A 2,357-nucleotide genomic window follows, 5' to 3' on the forward strand; every position below is an offset into this window, starting at 1 on the left:
AGTCCGGTCGAACGCATTTTCGTCTTTGCCAACGGTCAAACCGGCAAAGAGAATCCGCAGCGGCAGGGATTGAACAGCGCACTCTCCGACGGCGCCTCCCCGCTCAACGTGCTCGGCGGCATTCCCACCGTTGCAACCGATTACAGCCCTCTGTGGGATATCAATCCATCGGTATGGACACAAAGAGCGATCGAGCTCGGTTATCGGTCCCGCATGACAGAGGAATTCTCAATCCTCGGAATGGTGCAAAAGGGCTGGATCACCGGGCTGAACGGCAAGACCTTCGGTTCGGTCGGCCTCGTGGTGAACTGCCCGATCGTCTATCGCTTTTTATGAGCGTGCATCGCCGCGCGGGAGCCCGGCGCTTCGTTGGTTTCCTGGGCCTCGTCCAATGAAGCCGTTGGAGAATTTGTCGTGCGCACAGCCGGGCGTCTCCTTGTCAGCTCCCTTGCAGTTATCTTCTCTGCCGGGACCGTGCACCTCGCGCTAGCAGCCGAGGCAATCATGCTGCGCGCCGGAGAAGCGACGGGGCCGAACGCGGAATTCGCCTTCGACAAGGAGAGCAAGAAAATCGTCGTGCGGACAACCCAGATCGGTGTCGCGAATTCCCGAATTGAGGTTTTCGTGGACAAGGCCAACGCGCCCGCCTTTCGGCACTACTTTGCGACCGCCGAATGCAAGTTCGGCGATAGCGGCAGCAAGTGCGAGGTGATCGTCCCGCAATCCAACCCCGCTTATGGGGCGATCCTTGATCAGTTCAAACGCGGCCGCGCTGCTCGGGTCACCGTCGACGATGCCGGAGTCATGAAGATGGACCAGTCGGTGTCCCTCAAAGGCTTCACAAAGTCGCTGCGCTGAGCCCGGGCCGGAAGGGCGACCAGCGGCGCCGGCGAAGCGCAGCGCCGGTCATATCGGGGAGACGGAGTGAATGATCCGCGATCTTTTGTCCATCGCCGCAAGCCTGATTCTTACACTGCAGGCGTCGCCGACAGGCGCTACCTCGATTGTAACTGAGTGGCTCGACCAGGCACTCCCTTATGCCCAAGAAGTGGCCTGGGAGCCAACGGTCGGTTCTCGCTTTCTCGCCACCTTTCAGACGGCGATTTATGATGCCTGGACCGCGTATGACCCAATGGCCGTAGGGGTCGTCTCGGGGACCTCCCTCAAGGGACAAGGTGGCCCAAGCAACGAAGCGAACAAACGCGAAGCGATCAGTCACGCCGCCTTTACCGTATTGCGGGTGCTTGCGCCTCAGCATCGGCGTGCGCTCATCCAGCAGATGCAGTCGCTCGGCTATGATCCAAACGCCGACACCCTGCCAGCCAGGGTCGGGCGGCGGGCTGCCGCAGCCGTTCTCGCCAACTGCCGCGACGATGGCGCCAACGAAACCGGAAACTTCGCCGACACGACAGGCTACCAACCGCGTTCGGGAGAGTCTGCCGCTTGGCAACCGATCGAGTCGTTTGGGAAGCGCCAACTTCCAACGACCCCGCAATGGAGCCGCGTCATGCCCTTTTCGCTGGCGCGCGCCGATCAATTCCGCCCCGATCCGCCTCCGGCGCCCGGAACCGTGGAATGGTCGGGGCAAATTGATGCGCTGATCAAGACCAGCGGCTCACTGACCGACGCACAAAAGGCGGAGGCGGAATATTGGGGGATTTGGGGCATGGCTCCTGCCCCACAACTGATTGAAATGACGAAGTTCGTCTCCAACATGAATGATCTGCGCCTCGACGACGACGTTAAATTATTCTTCGTCGCTAGCAATGCGATCCTCGATGCCTCCATTGCCACCTGGGACGCCAAGTATTCCTACGACTATGTGCGCCCGATTACGGCGGTTCGTGCACTCGGCGACACGTTCATCAGCGCGTGGCACCCGCGGAGGCTGTCCCTCGCACTGGCCTATTCCACTCCAGACTCCAGGGTTGGTGCTTCCAACGATCCCGTCACCGTTCCCGCAGGACTTGGGGAAATGCGCGCCATCAAATGGGAGCCCTATTTGCCAACGCCGCCCTTCCCTTCCTACGTTTCCGGCCACAGTGCCTTCACCGCGGCCTGGGCTCGCGTCATGGAGCTCGCAACCGGAAAGCGCCCTTTCAATTTCCACAGGCTGGTGACACATCTGTACGTCGAGCAGCGCGAATTGGCGCAGCCGGTGACGCTCTCGTATCCGACTTTCGCAGCCGCCGCGGAAGCAAGCGGAATATCTCGCATTTGGGGGGGAGTTCACTGGCCGGTGGACAACAAGCGCGGCCAGGAGATCGGTCAGAAAGTCGGCGAGCATGCCTGGGAGCGCGCTCAGCAATTCGTGCTCGGCACGGCGTCACCCGCGACTGCCGTCTTTGCGGCGCTGC

Annotated in this window: 3 protein-coding genes; all 3 read left to right on the forward strand. The window is 61.2% G+C overall.

All coding sequences use genetic code 11. From position 1 onward, the window contains the following. Positions 1-336 (forward strand): hypothetical protein (locus JOY90_RS00365; protein WP_291689192.1); only part of this gene is annotated, 336 nt, incomplete at its 5' end. Between the two features lie 168 nt (positions 337-504). Then, entirely contained in the window at positions 505-858 is a 354-nt protein-coding gene (locus JOY90_RS00370; RefSeq protein ID WP_291689193.1) for a hypothetical protein, read from the forward strand. A gap of 70 nt (positions 859-928) precedes the next feature. Beyond that, positions 929-2,357: vanadium-dependent haloperoxidase (locus JOY90_RS00375; RefSeq protein WP_291689194.1), on the forward strand; the 1,429-nt coding region annotated here is incomplete at its 3' end.

This window comes from Bradyrhizobium sp., from assembly GCF_019242285.1.
In the GTDB taxonomy this organism is placed as follows: domain Bacteria; phylum Pseudomonadota; class Alphaproteobacteria; order Rhizobiales; family Xanthobacteraceae; genus Bradyrhizobium.